The 22259-nt window shown below is 48.2% G+C and carries 17 protein-coding genes; 1 reads left to right on the forward strand and 16 read right to left on the reverse strand.

Annotated elements, in window-relative coordinates:
* Positions 1–329 precede the first annotated feature (329 nt).
* The 7 genes from M3202_RS10090 to rlmD all read right to left on the reverse strand — a co-directional run bounded on the left by M3202_RS10090 (position 330) and on the right by rlmD (position 12102).
* Positions 330–3755, reverse strand: a complete 3426-nt coding sequence (locus M3202_RS10090) for an S-layer homology domain-containing protein (protein ID WP_251223216.1) — start codon at positions 3753–3755, stop codon at positions 330–332.
* Between the two features lie 275 nt (positions 3756–4030).
* Entirely contained in the window at positions 4031–7027 is a 2997-nt protein-coding gene (locus M3202_RS10095) for an S-layer homology domain-containing protein (protein ID WP_251223217.1), read from the reverse strand.
* Positions 7028–7376: 349 nt separating this feature from the next.
* Positions 7377–7757 (reverse strand): DUF2750 domain-containing protein, encoded by a 381-nt coding sequence (locus tag M3202_RS10100; RefSeq protein ID WP_349775614.1) that lies wholly within the window; start codon positions 7755–7757, stop codon positions 7377–7379.
* An 8-nt stretch (positions 7758–7765) separates the two neighbouring features.
* Positions 7766–8368 (reverse strand): polymorphic toxin type 8 domain-containing protein, encoded by a 603-nt coding sequence (locus M3202_RS10105; RefSeq protein WP_251223219.1) that lies wholly within the window; start codon positions 8366–8368, stop codon positions 7766–7768.
* A gap of 324 nt (positions 8369–8692) precedes the next feature.
* The gene (locus M3202_RS10110) at positions 8693–9091 is read right to left on the reverse strand and encodes a CDI toxin immunity protein (protein WP_251223220.1); all 399 of its coding nucleotides are present in this window, start codon (positions 9089–9091) and stop codon (positions 8693–8695) included.
* Between the two features lie 12 nt (positions 9092–9103).
* Positions 9104–10330 carry a T7SS effector LXG polymorphic toxin gene (locus M3202_RS10115; protein ID WP_251223221.1) on the reverse strand — a complete coding sequence of 409 codons (1227 nt, stop codon included), beginning with the start codon at positions 10328–10330 and terminating at the stop codon, positions 9104–9106.
* Between the two features lie 374 nt (positions 10331–10704).
* Positions 10705–12102 (reverse strand): 23S rRNA (uracil(1939)-C(5))-methyltransferase RlmD, encoded by a 1398-nt coding sequence (gene rlmD, locus M3202_RS10120; RefSeq protein ID WP_251223222.1) that lies wholly within the window; start codon positions 12100–12102, stop codon positions 10705–10707.
* Between the two features lie 135 nt (positions 12103–12237).
* Between rlmD and M3202_RS10125 the strand changes: the two genes are divergently transcribed.
* On the forward strand, positions 12238–12600 hold the full coding sequence (locus M3202_RS10125; RefSeq protein ID WP_251223223.1) for a GAF domain-containing protein: 363 nt from the start codon (positions 12238–12240) through the stop codon (positions 12598–12600).
* 318 nt (positions 12601–12918) lie between these two features.
* On the opposite strand, the gene M3202_RS10130 is transcribed toward M3202_RS10125, so the two are convergent.
* Genes M3202_RS10130 through M3202_RS10170 form a run of 9 tightly spaced genes read right to left on the reverse strand, consistent with a single transcriptional unit; the run spans position 12919 to position 22196 of the window.
* Positions 12919–13767 (reverse strand): SDR family oxidoreductase, encoded by an 849-nt coding sequence (locus M3202_RS10130; protein WP_251223224.1) that lies wholly within the window; start codon positions 13765–13767, stop codon positions 12919–12921.
* On the reverse strand, positions 13751–14839 hold the full coding sequence (gene uxuA / locus M3202_RS10135) for a mannonate dehydratase (RefSeq protein WP_251223225.1): 1089 nt from the start codon (positions 14837–14839) through the stop codon (positions 13751–13753). The genes M3202_RS10130 and uxuA overlap by 17 nt, the downstream gene beginning before the upstream one ends.
* A 4-nt stretch (positions 14840–14843) precedes the next feature.
* Complete coding sequence (gene uxaC / locus M3202_RS10140) at positions 14844–16268, reverse strand: glucuronate isomerase (protein WP_251223226.1); 1425 nt, start codon at positions 16266–16268, stop codon at positions 14844–14846.
* A complete protein-coding gene (locus tag M3202_RS10145; protein WP_285890387.1) occupies positions 16265–16714 on the reverse strand; it encodes a VOC family protein in 450 nt (149 codons plus the stop codon). The genes uxaC and M3202_RS10145 overlap by 4 nt, the downstream gene beginning before the upstream one ends.
* 29 nt (positions 16715–16743) lie before the next feature.
* On the reverse strand, positions 16744–17838 hold the full coding sequence (locus M3202_RS10150; RefSeq protein ID WP_251223228.1) for a Gfo/Idh/MocA family protein: 1095 nt from the start codon (positions 17836–17838) through the stop codon (positions 16744–16746).
* Between the two features lie 19 nt (positions 17839–17857).
* Positions 17858–19021 (reverse strand): Gfo/Idh/MocA family protein, encoded by a 1164-nt coding sequence (locus M3202_RS10155; protein ID WP_251223229.1) that lies wholly within the window; start codon positions 19019–19021, stop codon positions 17858–17860.
* 32 nt (positions 19022–19053) lie between these two features.
* Complete coding sequence (locus M3202_RS10160) at positions 19054–19944, reverse strand: carbohydrate ABC transporter permease (protein WP_251223230.1); 891 nt, start codon at positions 19942–19944, stop codon at positions 19054–19056.
* Positions 19945–19954: 10 nt separating this feature from the next.
* Positions 19955–20821 carry a carbohydrate ABC transporter permease gene (locus M3202_RS10165; RefSeq protein WP_251223231.1) on the reverse strand — a complete coding sequence of 289 codons (867 nt, stop codon included), beginning with the start codon at positions 20819–20821 and terminating at the stop codon, positions 19955–19957.
* 55 nt (positions 20822–20876) lie between these two features.
* Positions 20877–22196 (reverse strand): ABC transporter substrate-binding protein, encoded by a 1320-nt coding sequence (locus M3202_RS10170; RefSeq protein ID WP_251223232.1) that lies wholly within the window; start codon positions 22194–22196, stop codon positions 20877–20879.
* Positions 22197–22259 lie beyond the last annotated feature (63 nt).

Below are 22259 nucleotides of genomic sequence, written 5' to 3' on the forward strand. Positions count from 1 at the left end.
TTTTATTCCACGGGTGCTTCATGTCGACGTATGTTCAATAGCTTATCGGCAATTCTCTTCGTGCCACGAACGAAGCCCCCTCCTCTGCATGAACGGTGGCATGGCTGTCTCTAATGTCTGGGAGATTTATTGAGCTCGTATATCTAAAAAGCGAAAAAACTTGAAACAAAAGGCTGGTTTACCTTTTGTTTCAAGCTCCGAAGCAGTGTGCGAAGCCTGCGCCAGATTTTAACCATTACCAAAACGATTCTTAGGTTAGTACGTTGCACAGAACTGAAACACTGCCATATTTCCCATCAAAACCTTAGCCGTAACCCAGTCTCCGTCATTCATTCTACAGTTAAGTCAATCTTGATAACCTGATCACCCAAGACAGCTATGATAACCGTATCTCCTGCACTGACAGCCCTAACCTGACCATTCTCTACCGTGGCGATTCCGGAATCTCGGGAGTGCCACATCGCTAGCGACGTTACATCCTCGTCGGTGGTGCCGTCACTCCATTCGCCCGTCAACGTGATAGCGGCTGTGGTGTTGTCCGTCATGTTCAGGTTGAGCGACTCGGTAGACCCAGTGATTGCCGTCAGCTCAAGCCCTTCATCTGCTCCCGGCGCTTCATACGTCCAGTACAATTGCGGCAGCCCGACACCGTCGTTGATGATCCAGACCGGCTCTCCATCCAAATCGTCGTCGCCGGCGAACGGCCAATGCTCATACGTGGAACGTTGCATCAATTCCGTGTCTGTTCTCAGGTTGCCGATAGCGTTGTCGGGACCGTTGTGGTAGGAGTATACGGACACCCCGGACTCGGTGGAAACCAGACCGGCGGGCTCTAAGTCGCCATTCACGTTCCCCGTTGCATACCCGTAGGCAAAGTTTCCGCTGCTAGGGTTACCCGAAATGAGACCAGCAGGGAAATTTGTGGCGTTCACGTCGCCCGTGGCGTAGACATGGGCAACGTTCCCGGTATTCCATTCGATCAGACCGCCGGAATTAGACCCGCTGGAGATGGTGCCCGTGGCGAAAGATAGCACTACCGTACCAGCGTTTGTGCCGATCAGGCCGCCATTGTCTCGATTTATCCCGGGCACCTCTACATCACCCGTCGCGTACGTGCGGATGACGGTCGCGGAGTCCCTGTTGTACCCGATGAGACCACCGGTATTATAACCGCCCGTCACGTTGCCGGTTGCGTTGGAATCGGCAACCGTTCCAAAGTTCTCTCCGATCAGTCCTCCCGAGCGTGAGCCATCCGTGTATCCAAACACGGTGACGTCCGAACTGGAGTCAGTGACCGTACTACCTCCGTCTAGAAATCCAAGCAGCCCCCCGACGATGCCACGACCGGACACTTCACCGGAGACCGTCGCGTTCGTGACGCTCCCATTGCCGTCCAATTTTCCAACGAGCAAACCGACAAACATTTTCCCCTCAGAATCATCGTCTGTCGTTGTGTCGACGTACGCGTTGTCCAGAACCACATTCTGGATATGTCCTCCTTGTACATGGCCGAACATCCCTTGGTTATCCTCAGCCCTGTTGATGGTCAGATTGGCAATCGTATGGTCGCCGCCGTCGAACGTTCCGGTAAACGGGTTCCCGTCCGTACCAATTGGCTCCCAACCCCCGTTTTCCTTATACGACAGGCACCACTCCACATCCGCAAAATCGTCGCAACGAATTTCGCCACCGTCCGTCGCAGGCAGTTCAATATTGTCGGTTAGCACGAAGTGAGCGTCCAGTTTTTTGCGAATGCTGGTTAATTGCTCGAAATTCGCCACTTCAAACGGAGTCTCTGCCGTCCCCTCTCCCGTTTCAAACAGATTGTCTACGGTAATCGGATCGCTGATCAACTCCACTGTGTCAGCTTGAAACCGTAGTCTCACGCCTTCCCCGATGCCTCTAAGAATGAGATGATCGAAGCTGGCCACACCGTCTGTCGTAACAACCGTAGCCGTTCCGCCAACGAGTTCACTCGGGCCGGTGCCCGCATCGGACACCTCCACCGTCACGGATACCGACTCCGGTATCCGATTGCCAAATGTATCGGTGACGCTCACCGATACGGCAAAAGCCGTTTCTTCCACTACACTCGCCACAGGGGCGTTGAAATGGAGTTCCGCCAACGTGCCGTATTGGGGTTCCACCGTCATCGTATCGGAGATGATCGCCGCACCGCCGTCGATACGAACCTCGATAGGTTGCAAGGCGGCATGGTGCAAAATTAACTCGCCACTTGCCTTCCCGTCCGTGAAGCGCAATATGGCGTCCGTCGCCGCGCCTTCCAGCTTCTCGCCGGCGAAGAAACCCGCAGTTCCATCGGGAGCGAAGCTGTATCCGCTCAAGGTTACGGTATAATCGCCATTAAAATCCCTATCCCGTTCGTCATCGGACCGATAGACCTCGACAGTTACATCGACAGGGGTCCCCGCTGAAGCGGTAGGATCAGAAACCGCTACTTTCATATAGTTTGCGTCTTTCCCATCGGATATTGGAGGCCCACCGGAGCCACCACCAGATCCACCACTGCCCCTGTCGGTTCCTCCGCCCTGGTTTCCGCTTCCGGGTTCGATCATTTCAATCCGTCCTTCATTGATCAAGTCGATGATGCGGGCATCGTCTAGCAGGTACAATGTCGAATCCGTCACTTCTTCCGTCACATAAAGCAGGTCGATGACCGCACGGACGATGCTCATCTCCATTTCGCTGCCATTCAGCATGACGTTTTGAAAACCTTCCCCGTCGGCATTGTCCGTTACCTCCATCTGGACATCCGAAAAGACGATCGTTTCTGTGACGGACGTATTTCCAGAAGCGACAATACGTACCGCGCCGTTTTCTTTGTCGATAACGAGCCGGAGGACGACACTGTCGTTCAGATGAATACTTTCACTTCCTCCGCCGTGCACCTCCATCGTGCTGCGCACCTCTACTCTGTGTAGATTAACATCTCCTTCGCCGACTTCTTTCGCAATGACCAGGTCGCCCTCAATAATGACATTTTGCAATGTTACATTTGATGCGGTCACGGTCACATCGCCGGCAATCCAGTGTAAACTGCCGTCTTCCGGACCAAGTGTGTCGCCTTCCTCGTCAATGATCACATGCTCTGCTTCCTTTTCCGGATCAGAGTCCTCCCTCACTTCAAGCGCCTGATCTAGCAGTACAATCGCTTCTGCCCGGGTCAGCGAACGTTCCGGTTGAAACTGTCCGTCTGGATAGCCGCTCATAATACTGTTCGCCTTGACGGCGCCAATCGCACCGCGGCTCCATTCCGCGATCGCTGTTTCGTCAACGAAGGTAGCCGCCGCTGCCGGATCGGGATCAAGCGCTAAAATATTTTTCATCATCTGCGCCGCTTCCGCCCGGCTCACTTCCCGCAACGGACGGAATGACTCATCTCGATACCCTGATATGTATCCTCCTTGAACTGCAGATGCCACCGCGGGAGCGTACCAGTCGTTCTCATCCACGTCATGAAAGGGGATCGCCGCGCCTGCCGAAAATCCGAACGCGCGATTGACCAAAACGATAAACTCGGCACGCGTGACCGACTGATCCGGACGAATGGATCCGTCAGGAAAACCATTCAGCATGTTCATATTCATCCATTTTTCAATCGTTTCATTTGCCCAATGGCCGGCATAATCGCCCCCTTCCGCCGGATTGGCCTGAACCGCAGGCGCGATGTCTCCCGCTGCGAGGCACAGAGTCAAAACGAGCCAGACAACCAAACTTAGCTTTTTCAATTGCATAGCCACCTCCCAGATTACAAATGTTTTATTTGATAACACCTTATCTGAATAATCTTATCACCGCCTACCTCCCAATTTGGTTAAAGAAAGGTTAAAAAAGATCCGAGGCTGATAGCCTCGGATCGGGTCAACCCTCTCGTCAAGAGTCCGAACAATATGAGTTATCGCAGCAAGTCATGATAACATCCGTCTATCTCATAAGGAGCACAACAGGCTGCAACAAAGCTTTAAAAAACCCCTTTTTTAAGCATACTGAATACGGAACTTATTCCAACTCAATCGCGCCAGATCAAGGTCGGAAATGAAACACCTTCATCAATTTCCCATACGGCATCATCGATGGTGACTTCGTCATATCCGAGAAACTTCCAATCAGTATAAGTTTTATGGTTTTTCATCGCAGCTTCTGTCTCCACTTTAGTTCCTATTCCATTCTCCGGCTCTTGATAGTAATACGAATTTATAACTGCTTCACCTCCTCCAACAAGTCCGCCAGCAAGAGATTCAGATGCTGTGACCACACCTGCTGCGTAACTCTCAACAACCCCGTTGACTTCGTCGTTATAGCCAACGAGTCCTCCAACCACAGTTCTACCCTTTACCGATATGTTGGCAAAGCTTTGGGAAACCTCTTCGAAGTTATGCCCGATGAGACCACCGATCCTGGCATCGCCTTCCACTGTACCCGATGAGGACACATAAGAGCGGGAGACCGACCCAAGGTTGTATCCGACAAGCCCACCAACTGAATTCCAGCCCATTACGTTGACATCGGCATAGCTCTCGGAGATGTCCCCGTTACTGACCCCTACGAGCCCTCCGACGTACTGGTTGCCTTGCACTTTATCCGTAGAGACGAAATGGGAGCGGATGACCGTTCCAGAAGTACTCCCTATAAGTCCTCCAATTAACCCATTTCCTACCACAGTCCCCGATGCCGACACATTGGATACTGTGACGCCAGTGCTTATTGTCCCTGCAAGGGCACCAGCATTGTCACTTGCATCCGACCAAACCTCTGCATTCTCCAAGTGAATATTTTTGATTTCTCCATCATTCACGTATCCAAAAAGCCCCTGATGATCCGCATTCCTTGAAATCCTTAGGTCCGATATCGTGTGTCCGTTGCCATCGAATATTCCTTGAAAAGGTTCCGTAGTTGTTCCAATCGGAACCCAGCCCCCGGCATCCTCATAAAAGCTTAGATCCTTGGACAGCTTGATGTCTGCATTCAGTTTGTAATGCGCCGTTAAATCCTTGCTCATATTGGCGAGATGTACCGGACTTTCAATTAAAAATGGCGCCTCACTTGATCCATCTCCTCCCGCAAAGACTCGAACTTCGATTGGACGACTCAAGAGCGGAGTTGTCACTTCAGTAATATCCGTTGTGAAACGGAGAATGGCTCCAGTTCCTTCACCTAGCAGTGCCAGGTCATCAAAGGCAGCCATGCCGTCCTCAATTGCCGCCGTCACATTCCCCTTCAAACTGAACTCTGTTGTATCGCTGTCTTGCACTTCAACCTGAACGGTTCCGGTATTTAGACTTGTTAACGGATTACCATACTCGTCCACCACTTGAATGATCGGCTGGTCGTCGAATACGACATTCTCCGTAACTAAGGTACTCGGCTCCTGCACCAGGATCAACCGATCCACCGCAGCCGGTTCAGGGGTCATGGTGAACGTATCCACCCCGACTCCGGACACCTCCAGCTGAATCGTCTGCTCGGCGGCATGATGCAAGCTTAGATTCCCCGATGCTCTTCCATCATGAAAGACAAGGGTTGCGGTGACCGACGCCCCAGACAACGTCGTCCCTGCAAAAGTACCGACTGTCCCATCCGGCGCAGAAGTATATCCACTTACCGTAACCTCTTTTTCCCCATCAAACGCTGTATCCAAAGTACCATCCGAACGATAGACCGCAAACTCCACGGAAATGTCCTCACCTGCCACGACGGTTTCCGGATCCGTTGTCAGCTCCATATAATCAGCTTCGATAGGGGCTGGTTTCGAACCAGAACCAGAGCCTGAACCTGAGCCTGAACCGCCACGATCACGGTCATCATTGTTCCCCATAGTGATAACTTGCAACTCACCATTATTGACCAGCTCGATGATTTCCCCATTTTCCACCAAGTATAGATAGGAATCCTTGACATTTTCTGTCGCCTGCAGCTGTTCGATCACTGCCCGAACTACCCGCAGCTCGAGGTGACCTCCGTCCATTGTGACGTACTGAAAGCCATCTCCCGTCATACCTTCCGCTGCTTCCAGATTGGCCGAAGAATAGACCTCCGTTTCCGATATCGCCGTCTCTCCGATCGCCACCACACGAACCGTTCCATCCTCTTTATCAATGACAAGCAACCGTACTGTACTGTCCTTCAGTCGGATGCTGTCGCTTCCGCCCCCGTGCAGCTGCATCGTCCCTTGCACTTTCACATTTTGCAGATCGACATCCCCTTCTCCGACCGACTTGTCAATAATCAAGTCTCCTTCTACGATCAGGTTTTGCAGTGTCGTATCCTGAGCGCTTACGATCACATCTCCGCCAATTCGCTCCGTGCCTCTTTCCGGACCGAATGTTTCTCCGTCATCGTCCAGCTTGATATCCTGAGAAGCCTCCCATGTCGTCTTGGCCTGATCCAGCAGCACGACGGCTTCCGCTCGTGTCAATTCACGCTCCGGCCTAAACCGTCCGTCTGGATAGCCTCCCATCAGCTGCTTCGTCGTTAATGCACCGATTGCACCTCGACTCCACTCGGCAATGTTCTTCTCATCAACGTACGTGCCGGCTTGCTCCGGTCTTGTCTCAAGCTCCAAAATCCTGTGGATCATCACTGCCGTCTCCTGGCGTGAGACCTCCTTCAACGGTCTGACAGTGTTATCTTCATATCCTTGAATATATCCGGCCGCAACCGCCCTGCCAATTTCCTCCGCATACCAATCTCCATCCTTAACATCGCTAAAGGAACCCGTCGAGCCAGTCTCAAATCCAAACACCCGATTCGTGAACACCATCCACTCCGCCCGGGTTATAGGCTGATCTGGTTTGAAAGAACCGTCCGGATAACCGTTTGCAAGCCCCTGCTCAAGCCAATGCACAATCGTTTCTTTCGCCCAATGCTGAGCATAATCGGGGCCTTCCATCGACTGGGCCTGACTTTCTTGTGTGAAACACCCTATCACAAGGCATATAGCCATAAATAGAAATAAGATGCCTTTACCGCTGCTCCAAAGAGGGACGATTTTTTTACTTCGCTTCAACTTAACAACCTCCTACCTTGCTCTCATAGGCAACAAACTGACCTTCCTCATATTCCTTCATTATAGCGCCCACCTTTCGGCAAAAAGGTTAAAGGATCGTTAAAGGATATTCGTATGGTCAAACAATAGGGGAACAACTCATGATAATGAAAGGAGCTTTTATGAAAGATGAGACATGAGAGAGGGGCAGCAATTTAAAACGGAGATAACGAACAAGAAAATCTGAGTGCTGCTCACGACCTAAGCTTGCAAGGCTTACCAAATACTTATTAAGCCGTTCGTGCAGCACTAAGTTTCCTCAAAAAAAAGAAACCTTGAAAGGCATGTAGCCAATCAAGGTTTTTAAAAATCAATATTTTTTTAACTCCTCTTCTAAATCTAAGATTAATGTATCAATATCTAATACAGCAGAGTCTACATTATTCCAAAATATTGAAGGTTTGATTCCATCTACCTTCATACCAGGTAACCATTCCTGCAAAAAGTCCTCGAGTTCTATCTGTTCTGCTTTATAATTCTTCCATTCATCAACTGCACATAAATTTGCGAATTCTTTTTTCGGCCAAAAGGGCATTAGAGGATTTCCATTATCATCTTCTGAGATTGCCCACCCTTCATCTAACAATCCCCAAACTTCCTCAAAGTCAGCTACTTTCTTTATAAAGTATTCATACCTTTTTGAAATAGGGAGTTTACTAACTACTTCAATCTCTTTGTTACTCAATAACATTACCTCCTCTATTTTATCCTCTTTCCATAGCCATCATGTTTATGCTGAGTTCTATGACTTCTTATGGTTTGAAGGTCACTACATTCATATCCATAACCTTTTCTTGCTTCATAACCATGTCTATGTGCCAAATTATATCCTTGTGGAACTCTTATATTTTTTCTCTTTCCTAGTTTTATTTCATTTATATCTTGCTTTATTTCACCTCTTAAAGCAGTAGATACTTTATCATCATTTGCAATCTCTTTAAGCCTACTTTGTTTACCCGACCTACCACGATTATCTATACCCTTAATCCCTCTCGAAACACCTTTCGCTAGCGGTCCGCCAATAATGGCTGCGCCGGCGAGGGCTCTTTCCCAGCCCTCTAGGTGACGGCCTGTGATGGCATCCTTTCCGGTTAAGGCTTCCACGCCGGCCTTGATGTTGCCGACAAATGGCAGAAAATCGAGGATAGCTGATCCTGCTTCCCGCCAAGTGGATGGACTTGAAGGAGTCTCCTGATCTGAAACGGATTCGCTTATCTGTGTCTGTAGCAACAGGTGCGAGGTGCGGTAGGTCAGCTGACCTGGTGTAAAGGAGGAAACACGTAGCTGACCTGTTCTGAACATTTGGGAGATGTCGTTTATGTAGGTTGTCAGCGTTTGAATGTCTGTCTGTAACGCAGATATAATGCCATTTCTGTTGAACAAGAACGTAGGTCATTTCTGACATCATCCGTTTTAAGATTCACATTCACATAATATTTATTTATTGAAACAACAGTGCAAGGAACAATGTGATCAGATACTCATTATTTTGCTCCTCTATATTGAAACTAGCAACGCGCTCAAGTAGTCGTGTTGTTATTTCCTACTCCTGCCTTGATTAGTAGTAATATCATTACTCTGCTACAAAAAGAAACCTTGAAAGGCATTTAGCCAATCAAGGTTTAATCAATTTTTCTTAAACCCTACTCTTACTTCACCATCATGAAATATTTCAATAACATATCCTGTAGATGGCGAAAATATCCATGTATCAAAACTTACAGCAGTAACATCATCTATAACTTTAAATACTTTATCTAAAGTAGATCGAATAATAGGTAAAGCCTCTTGGTCCCAAATTACATAAACAACATCACTGTATTCATCTACGTTTTGGTCAAAAAAGGAGATTATCTCATCGATTGTATTCACTTCAGCATAACTAGACACTTTCTCCCATTCAATACGTCCCCACTTAAATGGAAATGAACTTTCAAAATTACTTACTATTTGCTCTCTATTATTATCAGAAAAGACATGTACATCCTCCCCTAGTGCTTCAATACATTCATCAAATAAACTCATCTAAAGTCCACCTTATCTATTCAAATATTTTAATAAAGATTTAAAAGTACTTTCGTTACCTTCAAATGGGATAGCGATTTTTCGGGCATTAGCCCCTTTACCATTACGAAAATCCTCAATATTTATATGCGTCCCCTTATTAGGGTCATAATCTAATCGCCATCTTACTTTTCCGTCAGCAGACTGCCTACCAACAACTTGACCATATCCAGTACTTGACCTAAGCTTACCTGTATACGGCTGTGAGTTTGGTCCCAAATCTCCAACTAGGACCAGTACCTTGTTTCTTGCTTGTTCATATGTTTTGACCTTATCTAATACTTGTTCTCCTTTTCCTATACCCTTAATCCCTCTCGAAACACCTTTCGCTAGCGATCCGCCAATAATGGCTGCGCCGGCGAGGACTCTTTCCCAGCCCTCTAGGTGACGGCCTGTGATGGCATCCTTTCCGGTTAAGGCTTCCACGCCGGCCTTGATGTTACCGAAAAATGGCAGAAAATCGAGGATAGCTGATCCTGCTTCCCGCCAAGTGGATGGACTTGAAGGAGTCTCCTGATCTGAAACGGATTCGCTTATCTGTGTTTGTAGCCACAGGTGCGAGGTGCGGTAGGTCAGCTGACCTGGTGTAAAGGAGGAAACACGTAGCTGACCTGTTTCTGAACATTTTGGAGTGTCGTTTATGTAGGTTGTCAGCGTTTGAATGTCTGTCTGTAATAAGTTTAAAGCTTCCGTATGTTTATGGTCAAACCTGTATACCTGCTCGATCGTCGTGTCGGTTTCGATCCTCGCCTCATGAATGCCCTGAAGGACATGGGCATCCGAAAGCGGGGGGAGGTATAGAATATCCTGGACGCTCGTAAGAACCGCATTTGCCGTGTCGGTCAGAGAGGTGACCGTTCGCTCGAGGTTCAGCAAGCCCTGTTTGACATCCCCTGCCAGAAAATCTTCGCGGATATACCCATACAAATATGGTTCAAGGCTTTGCAATTCTTGATCAATCTGCTGGAGTGCCAGCTGGTACTTTTGCAGAAAGTCCTTGAAAGACTGGATAAATGGTAGATGAGCAACTTGGTAGAAACTACGAATGGATTCCCCGGCACGGCCTAAAAAAGAGGAATTCAGTGAGACGAACGACTGGATCGTCAATTCGAGTTTGGTAAATTGGTCAGTCTGCTTATCGATCGTCTCCTGGATGTCGCTAATGGCCTGACGGAGCGTATAGGTATCGACTACTTTCATTTCTCCCTCCTCCAGAAAAAGAAATTATATCCATATATTCATTATAAAGGATGGAAAGAAATGGAGAAATAGGTTGATATACCGATAAAAAAGAGCGTTTACTACTGATAACTCTCTCAGTCATGAAAAAGGAAGAGTATTTCCCCCAATTATTTAAATTTTATATAAGGGCGAGGAGTAAAGCCTAAGTAAGAGGGGGTGTTTATTACTCATAGAAATATAGTGCTTTCTTTCTACCAAACCCGTTCCGCTTCAAGCCTCTAAGCAATGAGCATAACCTCCCCTATCGTTTTAAGCCCGTTGAGAGTGTTCACAACGGGCTTGTATCGAATGAAGTCATTTCTATGACAAAACTAGTTTTGTACCGGACTCAGTTATTTCAACACAATCTGTGTTACGACTTCAACCTGAGATGTGTGCGGAAACATATCCACCGGCTGAACGTACTCCACCTTAAATCCTGCCTTAAGCAGCTCGTTTATATCCTTGGCGAGCGTGGATGGGTTACAGGAGACGTAGACGAGCCGCTTTGGCTTGACTTCGATGATCGTTTTCAGTAAGGCGGCGTCGCAGCCCGTTCTTGGCGGGTCGACGACGATGACGTCCGGTTTCCAGCCTTCCTTGACCCACTTCGGTAGCCATTTTTCCGCTTTGCCGACGACGTAATGGGCGTTGGTGAGGCCGTTTTTCTCGGCGTTCCTGTTGGCATTGTCGATGGAATCGGCGATGACATCCATGCCGCGGATTTCTCCGGCATCCTTGACCAGCCACATTCCGATCGTGCCGACACCGCAGTAGGCGTCCACGACCTTTTCTGTGCCGCTTAGTTGGGCCGCTTTCTTTGCTTCGTCGTACAGCTTGACCGTTTGTTCGGGGTTCAGCTGGAAAAACGCCCGGGCTGACAGCTCGAAGGAGACATCGCCCAACGTTTCCTGGATGACTTCTTCCCCGACAAGATGGACGGTCTCCTCGCCGAAAATCAGCGACGTTTTCTGACCATTGATGTTTTGCAGAATCGAAGTCACTTCGGGGATTCGCCGTGTGATTTCATCAAGCAGCAGCTTTTGCTTTGGCAGCTCCTTCTGCGTCGTAATCAGCACGAGCTGGATGTGCCCTGTCGCAAAGCCGACGCGGGTGACGATTGTACGCACGATTCCTTTTCGTTTTTTCTCATTATAAATTGGAATGTGCAAGTCTTCCAGGATTTGTTTGACCTGCTCGGTGACCTTGTTCGTCGCCGGATGTTGGACCATACAGTCCGTCAGATCAATCAGCTCGTGCGAATTCATTCCGTACAGGCCGGCAAGGACCTTTTCATTTTGTTTGCCGACTTGCAGCTGACTTTTATTGCGATAGTGCCACGGATCTTCCATGCCGATCGTTTCTTTCACATTTAATTCTTCCGGCTTCAGTCGTGTATACCGTTCGAATGCCTGCTTCACGATGTCACGCTTTTCACGCAATGTTGCCGGGTAGGCCATATGCTGAAGCTGACAGCCGCCACAGGAGTCGTAAATCGGACACGGAGGAGCAACCCGGTCCGGCGATGATTTGCGCAGCTTTTTGACCTTTGCTTCGGCAAAGCGCGGCTGCACTTTCGTCACTTCCGCCACGACTTCCTCGCCTGGCAGCGCACCGGGGACAAACACGACCCGTTTTTTAAAATAACCGACACCTTCGCCGTTGATGCCAAGCCGCTTTATTGTGAGGGGAAACCGTTGTCCCACTTCGATTTTTACTGGCTGTTCCTGCTTTGATGCTTTGTTCGTCATTGCGCTCATCTCCGTCCAAGTTTATGCGCACCCATTATAGCACATCGTTTTCCAACTTCCTAAACTTACTAGACCGAAAGAAGGTCGTTGTCTGCTAAAATAGGAGAGGAATCGAAAGCAGAGGAGAGATTACCGTTGTCAATACCTACAGATGTTGCATCCTTGCAAATTATGGCTCACGTCTACAAACGCGCCAGCCTCAACACCATTTTTGAGAAAACAGTGGAAAGTCTAGTTGAACAAGTTCCATACATAGATTGGGTCGGGATTTATATGTATGAAAACCTTGACCATAAGCTTGTGGCCGCTTCCGACTTTGAAGATGACTTGAAATGGGAATGTAATGGAGAGCTGAAGTTTCCGATTACGAATTCATCTGAAGAAGAAATCGGAATGATGGTCGTCCGCAGCCGCCAGCCAATTGCTTTTGACGTCACAGACGTCAGCACTCTCGAAACAATCGCCGCCGCGATCGGACAGGAGAGCTTCTCGAATTAAGAAAAACCGTTGCGCGGTTTTTCTTAAAAGCGGCGTGTGGAGCCGTTACAATTACTTAAAGATGACGGAAAGCAGGGTTCTTTCCGTCATCCGCGTAACGTGCGGAGCCGACGCCTTCCCTGAATCATCCCGCAAATACTTTCTTATGTAAAAAACGCGCAGCGGTTTTTGTGTGGAGCTGGAAAGTGGCTTGAAAATGGGCATTCAGACAGGCATGTCACGTACAGATGCCCACCGAATCAGCTTATAAAAAAGACCCGATAAAGCAGAGCGCCGGCCCGGAAGCCTGCTCCTTTATCGGGTCTTTGTCGTTGTCCGCTATACACCGGAATACGCTAAGAAACCGCCGTCTACCGGGACCGTAATGCCGGTGACGAAGCCGGACATGCTCTCATCGGCCAACCAGAGCAAGGTGCCCAACAGATCCTCCGGTTTGCCGAATCGCCGCATCGGCGTGTGAGTGATTATTTTATGTGATCGCTCGGTTAATGAGCCATCTTCGTTTGTTAATAATCGTTTATTTTGCTCTGTCAGGAAAAAGCCGGGGGCAATGGCATTCACCCGTATCCCCATCTCCGCCATATGGACGGCGAGCCACTTTGTTACGTTGTCTACACCGGCCTTGGCCGCGCTATACGCCGGAACCTTTGTCATCGGTGAGGGCGAACTCATTGAAGACATGTTAATAATCGTTTTCCCTGATTTGTTGATCATCGTTTCAGCAAAAACCTGAGTCGGGATAATCGTCCCGATTAAATTCAAGTTGAAAACAAATTGGAAGCCTTCCGGTGTCAAATCAAAAAATGTTTTTACTTCCGGATGAGCGAGATCATCTGCCTTTAACGTTTCATTCGTCGTCGAGCCGTCCGGGTGATTTCCTCCGGCTCCATTGATTAAAATATCGCATTCTCCAAGCTGGGCGGAAATAAGCGCCTCGGCCTTTTTCACACTTTCCAGATCAAGCACATCACATGAAACAGCAAGCGCTGTTCCGCCATTTTCCCGTATCGCCTGCTCAACCGCTTTCCCTTTTTCCAGCTGACGATTTAAGATCGCGACTTTGACACCTTGTCTGCCTAATTCCTTCGCCATCGCCCCGCATAATACGCCGCTTCCTCCGGTAATCACCGCCACTTTTCCTTGTAAATTGCTATTGACCGCCAGCATGGCTGCCCTCCTTTTTCAATCGCTCCAGCATATCCCAAATCCCCCACAAGTACATGATGCCGAGGCCGCGATCATATAAGCCGTATCCCGGTCTGCAAGTTTCACCCCAAATGTGGCGGCCGTGATCCGGCCTTGCGTACCCGGTAAAGCCGCAATCATGATAGGCCTTCATAATGCTAAGTACATCGACTGTGCCGTCAGCCGAGCGGTGGGATGTTTCGATAAAATCACCGTTTTCATCTGTTTTCACATTGCGAATATGGGCAAAGTGAATCCGATCAGCAAAGGCGCGGACCATCTCAGCAACGTCATTGTTGATGTTCGCTCCCAATGAGCCGCTGCAAAGCGTCAATCCATTAGCCGGACGATCCACGAGCGTTAAAAAGCGCTCAATGCTCTGTTTGTTGACGATGATTCTCGGCAACCCGAACACGGAAAACGGCGGGTCATCCGGGTGAATCGCCATTTTGATATTGTGTTCCTCAGCTACTGGGATGATCTGCTCCAAAAAGTAACGAAGATGCTGCCAAAGATCTTCCTCCGATACTTCCTGATATTGCTCGAATAGCGTTGATAAATATTTCAGCCGCTCAGGCTCCCAGCCCGGCATCGTCAAAGTGGAATTGCCGGCGATTTTGTCCACTAATTCCAGCGGATCGAGATCCTTGATTTTCGCATGTTCAAAAAACAACGCTGTTGAACCGTCCTCCAGTTCTTTAAACAGATCTGTACGTGTCCAATCAAAGACCGGCATAAAATTATAGCAAATGACCTTTACCCCGACTTCGGCCAGCCTGCGAATCGTCGTTTTATAGTTTTCAATATACTGGTCTCTTGATGGCAGGCCGAGTTTAATATCTTCATGCACATTCACGCTTTCCACGACATCGAGATGAAGGCCGTAGCGGTCTGCCTGTTCTTTGACTTCTTTTATTCGTTCCAGCGGCCATGCTTCCCCGGCCGGAATATCATGCAATGCCCAGACAATCCCTTCTACGCCGGGTATCTGCTTCACATAGTCTAATGGAATAAGGTCATTTCCCTCGCCAAACCAACGGAATACCATTCTCATTTGTTTATAACAGCTCCGTTTCTTCTTCAATTTCCAGCCCTAAGTAGCTCTCTATGTTTCGGTAACTGATGTTCTCAATGATTTTGCCGATGTAATCCAGCTGTGCCGGGTATTCGCCATTTTCAACCCATCTGCCAACCATATTACAAAGAATTCTTCTGAAATATTCATGTCTTGTGTACGAAAGCAGGCTTCTTGAGTCGGTAAGCATCCCAATAAAATTCGCTAAAATCCCGACGTTCGCCAATGTTTTGATTTGCTCTTCCATTCCATCACGCTGATCATTAAACCACCATGCCGTCCCGAATTGAATTTTGCCTGGGATTTCGCTTTGAAAATTGCCGGCAAGAGCCGCCACCATATAATTGTCGCGCGGGTTCAGGCAATAGAGGATCGTCTTCGGTAAACGATTTTTCTTTTCCAGTTCGTCCAGTAAATGAGCCAGCTCGCCGGCATAGGTGAAATCAGCAATCGAGTCAAAGCCCGTATTCGGGCCGACTTGGGCGACCATTCTCGTATTCGCGTTCCTTAAGCCGCCAATATGAAATTGCATCGCCCAGCCTTTTTCGGCATAAAGCTCGCCTAAATAAATCATCAGCGCCGTTTTATAGGGAACCGCTTCCGCTTCCGTGATAACTTCTTTTCTTAAAGCGCGTTGAAAGACTGCTTCCACCTCTTCTTCCGTAAAGCGTTTAAAAAAGGCAGACTCAAGGCTATGATCGGATAAGCGACAGCCTGCTTCATCAAAATAGTCGATCCGCTTTGCCAAAGCCGCTTTAAAATCAGCTAACGATCGAATGGGCATCGCGGCAGCCTGCTCCAGCTCGTGTACCCAGCTCGAAAAAGCCGGCTTTTCAATCGCCAGTGCCCCATCCGGGCGAAAGGTGGGGAGAACTTTTACGTCAAAGCTTTGATCTTCCTTCAATTGCTTATGGTATTGTAACGAATCGACTGGATCATCGGTCGTACATAACGCTTTCACGCGAAAGCGCTTGATCACTTCCTTTGCTTTGAATCGCTCCGTCTGCAATTGTTGATTGCCTTCATTCCAAATCGCCTCCGCTGTTTCAGGAGTAAGGATTTCTTCTATTCCGAAGCAGCGTTGAAGCTCAAGATGGGTCCAATGATAAAGCGGATTCCCGATAAGAGCGGGAATCGTGTCAGCCCATTTCATAAATTTTTCTTTTTCACTGCTTTGCCCGGTGATGTAATGCTCCGGAATGCCATTGGCCCGCAATGCTCTCCATTTATAATGATCATCACCGAGCCATACTTCGGTTAATGTCGAAAATTGCTTGTTTTCCGCAATTTCTTTCGCTGACAGATGGCAATGGTAATCAATAATCGGCATTTTCTTCGCATAGGTGTGATACAAAGCTTTGGCCGTCGCTGTTTCCAATAAAAAATCGTCATCCATAAACGCCTTCATCCCAACACCTCATTCGCTAATTTCTTCTCATCTTTATAAAGATCCCTGCACACCCTCGAACATCGCTGCAAATCAGCTTGATCGACATTCAATTCAATGACATTATTGTCGGGGTCAAGACAGAAAATTTGTGCGAAGCCGCTTTTGCTTTCCGGCTTTTCCACAAGCTGGACGCCGGACTGCTTCAAGTAATGAAGCGTTTGATCATAATCTTTCACCCTGATCGCAAAATGGCCCGCCTTCGTTTCCACGACGCTTTTAGGGCGCAGCGTATCAGATGCTGGATGAACCGTTAAATGAAGCTGCTGCTCACCAACTTGATACCATATTCCGGGAAAGCCAAAATCCGGGCGTTCGATTTCGGCAAGCCCAAGAATCGTGCTGTAGAACTGCCGTGCTTCGTGAATATCCGTAATTGAAAGACTGACATGGTGAATGCCTTCCATCTCGAACACTGTTCCCTCTCCTTCCCTGTTTAGTTCGCCGGCGTTTTTGCTCCTTCGACTTTGATTGATTGTTCCTGGGCAATAATACATAATTCAGCCGCTTTAAAGGCATGTTCCTGGGTCATCGCCTTTTCCGTTCCATTCAGACAGTCGAGAATGAACTGACCGAAAAACGGATAGCCAACCTTTCCGGAAAGCGCAAAATGCTTCTCTCCTTCTTGATTGACCAAATATAAATGATCCGAGGAAGAATCGCGGCCGACGTCCAGATACTTGCGAATCTCGATATATCCTTCTGTTCCTAACAAAAACGCGCGACCATCTCCCCATGTACCAAGACCATCCGGCGTCAGCCAATCCACGCGAAAATAAAACGTGGCTCCATTGTCGGCGACAAGTGTCGCGTCGCCAAAGTCTTCAAATTGCGGATACTGCTTATAATGGTAATTGGCGACTTTGCTATGCAGCACTTTCGCGTCCTTCGCCCCAGTGTAGTGAAGGAACTGTTCAATTTGATGACTGCCGATATCACAGAGAATCCCGCCATAGCTTTCCGGATCAAAGAACCACTCCGGCCGGCTTTCTGCGCTGGCGCGATGCGGCCCGGTTCCAATCACCTGCACGACGCGGCCAATCGCCCCTTCCTCAATCAGCTGTCCAGCAAACACCGCACTTTCGACATGAAGTCGTTCGCTGTAATAAATGCCCCATTTCAAGCCGGTTTCCTTTGTTTTTTCCCTTGCCTTTTCGAGCTGATCGAGCTTCGTAAATGCCGGTTTATCCACAAAATAATGTTTTCCGTGCTCCAGCACCTTTACGCCCATCTCCCCGCGCTTCGCTGGTATGCTGGCGCAGGCGACAAGCTGAATCGCCGGATCAAGCAAAATGTCCTGCTCCGAGTCCGCCGCTCTTACCCCAGGAAACGCTTCACAAAAGGCTTGCACCTTTTGCGGATCAGGATCGTAGACAGCGACTAAATCCGCTCCCGCTTCTATTAATCCATTGCACATTCCGTTAATATGCCCGTGATCAAGTCCGATTGCCGCGAAAGGAAAGCGACCGCTCTCCACGATTTTGTTCACTTTTCCTTTCGGGGCATAATTCATTCCGTCTTTCCTGTTCACTATGCTCACTCCCTCAGCCTTATTGATTGCCAGAATAATTGCCGCCTGTCGTAATCTTGTTATCGGTGAAGTTTTGAATACTTGTTGTCTTTTCGTAAAAGTGGGTGGCGTGTTTCATAATTCCTTCGCGCGTATAAAACGGACTTTCTTTATCTAATGGCAGCTTGACAGACTGTCCTAAGCTTGAAGCCTGATAAATCGCTGAGATGAATTCAAGCGTTTGCCGACCCTGAACCCCATCGACGAGCACGGCCTTTTTGCCTTCAATCGCCAGGATGACATCATCGATTTGTCCGGCATGCCCTTCATACTCGACCTCCGGCTGTTGATCGTAGACGTCCTGAAGCTTTCCCTCCAATGACGGGTCGGCCTCGGGAAAGCCATTTTGCTTCGACTGTGACGCCTTTACTTTCCAGGGGGCAGAGACACGGGCGTGCTTGCCTTGAAAAATCAATTGCTGCTCTTCGCCGTGGTGAACGACCGAACTCGTAATTTGCGCCAGGCTGCCATTGTCATAACGGCCGATCGCGATCGACAAGTCCTCGACTTCGGCATTGTCATGTGACGTATTGCTGGCGACGGCTGTAATCTCGGCCGGCATTCCATTCATCCAAAGGAAAATATCAATATGATGGACGGCGTGATTCAATGTGCAGCCCCCACCTTCCTTTTCCCACGTCCCTCTCCACCAGAGATCATAGTAGCTGTGCCCTCTCCACCAGAAAGAATCGACCTGTGTATGAACAATTGGCCCCATCAGTCCGGTTTCCAGCACGTGCTTCAGCTTCATCATCGGCGTGCGGAAGCGATTTTGTGCGACGACCGATAAAATTCTCTTGTTTCGTTCTGCCGCTTCGTTCATCGCGTCGCATTCCTCAAGAGAAGAGGCCATCGGTTTTTCGACAAGGACGTGCTTGCCTGAGTTTAATAAGTCAATCGCGATTTGCGCGTGAGTGAACGGCGGTGTGCACACGGAAACGAGGTCAATATCGGACCGCTTAACAATTTCTTCGTATTCCTGATACACCTCTGCCTGCAAGTCAAATTCGGCTGCTCTCTGCTTCGCTTTCTCTGGATCAAGATCGCAGAGGGCGACAATCCGACAGCGATCTGAAAATTGCTTATACCCTTCAATATGGGACGGCGAAATGGCTCCCAGTCCTATAATCGCAACGTTTAACATATAATCCTCTCCTTAATTATTCGAATGGTCAACTAGCCCTTGACCGCTCCGGCTGTCATCCCTTTAATGATTTGCTCCTGCAAAATCATATAGACGATGATGACCGGAATGACTGAAATCAGCACCCCCGCGGCAATTAAACCGTAATTGCTCGCATAGGAGGTTTGGAAATTAGCCAGACCGAGCGGCAGGGTTCTCGCGACATCGGCCGAAACTAAAATGGTCGCAAAGACGTATTCATTCCAGGCGGCGATAAACACTAAAATACCTACCGTCGAAATACCGGGCTTACTAATCGGCATGATCACCTTATAGAACATTTTCCAGTAATTACAGCCATCGATAATCGCCGCTTCTTCTAATTCTTTCGGTATGCTTTTCATAAAGCCGACTAAAATAAAAACGGCTTTCGGAAGGTTTAACGCCGTGTAGACGATGATTAAGCTCAACAACGTATTACGCAATCCTAAGCTTTGCATTTTAAAGAAGATCGGCAAAAGCAAGGATTGGAGCGGGATCGTCACCCCGATGATAAACAGGGCGTATAACAGCATGTTTCCGCGAAATTGAAAGCGGGCGATCACGAAGGACACCGTCGAGCCTAAAACAATGCAAAGAATGACTGTTGAGGCGGCAACAATTAAACTGTTCAAAAAGTAGCTCGACATATTAGCCGAATTCCAGGCGTTTACGAAGTTTTCAAAGTTGAATGAACTTGGCAGACCAAACGGATCAGCGAAGATTTCGCGGTTTGATTTAAAAGCTGTCAGCGTCACCCAGACAAACAGTCCGACGGTAAGCGCGGCATAGCCCCAGACAAAGAAATATTTAATGACTTGAAACAAAGTGAGTTTCGCTCGCTTTTTCGTACCTGTACTGGTAACGGGTATTGAACGTTCCTGAAGCTGGCCTTCTGTATTCACATAATCCCTCCTAGTCCTTCGATGTCATCGCTTTATTAATACTGAAAGAGATAATCAGCACGATGACCGTCATCGTGACGGCAATCGCATTCCCGAACCCATAATTCATGTTCTGGAAGCCTTGATTGTACATATAGGTCCCGGTTACTTCCGTACGGTGAATCGGCCCGCCGTTTGTCAGCAGAAGAACATAGTCGAATTGTTTAAAGGCATAGGAAATCCCTAATACGAGACTGACGACCATCACGCTTTTAATCGAAGGCAAAATAATATAATAAATTCTTTGAAAGAAGTTGACTCCATCCAGCTCTGCCGCTTCAAGCATTTCCTCCGGCATCGACTGCAGGCCCGAATAAATAATCACCATCGTCAAACCAATGTAAGACCAGATAAAAGGCACGGAGACCGCGGTCATTGCAGTGGCGGGATTCGAAAGCCACGCCGTCGCCAGATTGCCAAGCCCCACCTGATGAAGGATCGTGTTTAAAATGCCGAAGGTCGGCTCATAAATAAAGGAAAAAACGAGCGCAATCGCCACGGTCGACGTAACAACCGGGAAAAAATAGACCGTCCGCAAAAACTTAAAGCCGGCCACTTTCGTATAAAGAAAATAGGCGAGCAGAAAGCCAACCGGAATTTGAATCAGCAGAACGAGAAACACCCAATAAAAGGTATTAAGCAGCGCCCGGTAAAAAATTTTATCCTGGGCAAGGGCAATGTAGTTTTCCAAAAAAATAAACGTCTTATCAGACAGGCCGTTCCATTCAAAGAAACTGTTATAAATCGTGCTTCCTAAAGGGCTGATAAAGAAATACCAGTAAAATAAGACCGTTGGCAATGCAAAAAGTATCAAGACCCAGGGCTTTGGCTTAACCATCTTCTTCCTCCTTATAAAGTAGGAAGGAAGGACATCTCCTCCCCTCCGTTCGACGTTATTCGTATTGCGTATTCGGGTACTCTTGAATCATCTGATTGAAGGCGTCGACATAGTCCTCCGGAGAAATCGCCTGGAGTGATAATTGATCTGTTAAATCCCAGTAATTGTCCGCCACTTCCTGTGATGTCAGCTGTTCATCGAGAGACGGGATTACTTTCTCACTTGTTGCGGCCATGTCGAGCACTTCGTTCATAACCGGACTCGCCTTGTCACGATCATGTTCGACGGCAACCGGTGTCAGGTTTCCGGCGATTTCAATAAAGTCCTTTCCAACTTGAGGACCAGTCAGTTCCTTCAACAGCTCCCACGCGGCTTCCCGTTTTTCCGGATCGTCATACGCCTTCTGGCTCATAAAGGCGAAGAACCCTGTGCCGGCAATAACAGTCGGCTCTGCCTCACTGTCCGCAAGTGGAAATGGAATGACCTCCACCTGGTCGATTAATTCCGGCGCAATGCTTCCGACAGTCCAGCTATGCTGATACATCATCGGCGAACGCTCTGAATTGAATAGTTCTAAGGATTGAAGCGTGGACAATGTCTCTTTTCCTTCCGGGAAAGCACCGAGTCTTTGCAGCTCCGCCGCCTTTTCTGCCGCCTGAAGCAGTTCATCTCCAAATGGCACTTCACCGGTTACATTTGTAATCAAGGTGTCTAACGTTGTTTTTTGCGCCAGCCAGGTAAGCATCATATAACGGGCGCTATGGTTGTTCGCCGCAAATGGAATCAGCCCTGCTTCGGTAAACTGATTGACAGCGGTTACAAGTTCGTCATACGTTGTCGGCACTTCCACCCCATGCTCTTCAAATAACGCTTTATTAATGACTAAATAGTATTGATAGCTTGATAGCGGCAACCCGTACACGCCGCCATGATACTCGATCGCATTATAGGACCCGTCAACGAAACGATCCGTCAAATCGCTGTCTTCGGCAATTAACTCTGACAAATCGGCGATCTTATCGCTTTTAATATAATTTTCTACACGACGGACGCCCCAATGAGTAAAGACATCCGGCTCACTGTTTGCGGCCATTTCCGCCAGCAATTTCTCCCGGATCGAATTCCCGGCTGATGCTTCAATCGTTAAATCAATATCGTCGTGGCTCGCATCAAAGTTTTCCAATGCCGGTTCAAAGACCGGAGCCTGCGGCTGCTCCCCCGTATAGCCGTGCAGCACCCGGAGAGAGACGGCGTCGGAATTTTCAGTGCTTGTGTCTTCTTCGTTACCAGTTTCATCACTGGATGAACAGGCTGTTATAACTGCTAGTAAAAGAATAATGACCCCTGTAACCCACACGTTTCTTCGTTTGTTCACTCGTATTCCTCCCTTATCGTTATCTTTTCTTTATTGCTTACAAAATTATGATAACGCTTTCTT

This window comes from Halalkalibacter oceani, from assembly GCF_023715605.1.
Classification (GTDB): domain Bacteria; phylum Bacillota; class Bacilli; order Bacillales; family Bacillaceae_D; genus Halalkalibacter; species Halalkalibacter oceani.